Origin of the sequence: Pseudoalteromonas sp. GW168-MNA-CIBAN-0100, assembly GCF_040309225.1 — a bacterium.
Taxonomy (GTDB): Bacteria; Pseudomonadota; Gammaproteobacteria; order Enterobacterales; family Alteromonadaceae; genus Pseudoalteromonas; species Pseudoalteromonas arctica.
In genome coordinates, this window is record NZ_JBEOOL010000847.1 from 1 (window position 1) to 251 (window position 251).

Below are 251 nucleotides of genomic sequence, written 5' to 3' on the forward strand. Positions count from 1 at the left end.
GTTGAGCTATTAGGCTCGGTTGGTAAACTGCGCGATAATAAGTTTAAAACGCCGCCTGTAGTACGTGGACCATATTTAACCGATGCAGCACCTTGTAATACTTCAATAGACTCCATGCGGCCCATAGTAGGGAAGTAATAAGCCGAAGGAGCCGAGTAAGGCGCAGGTGCTACAAGTACACCATCTTCCATTACTGATATTTTGTCGTTACGACCAGTGCCAGTTCCGCGCATACCTATATTAGGGCGCAG

The 251-nt window shown here is 47.4% G+C and carries 1 protein-coding gene; it reads right to left on the reverse strand.

The window, feature by feature from the left end; translation table 11 throughout:
- The coding region (locus AAEY62_RS23680) for a TonB-dependent receptor plug domain-containing protein (protein ID WP_350636902.1) at nucleotides 1-251 on the reverse strand (251 nt) is incomplete at both ends.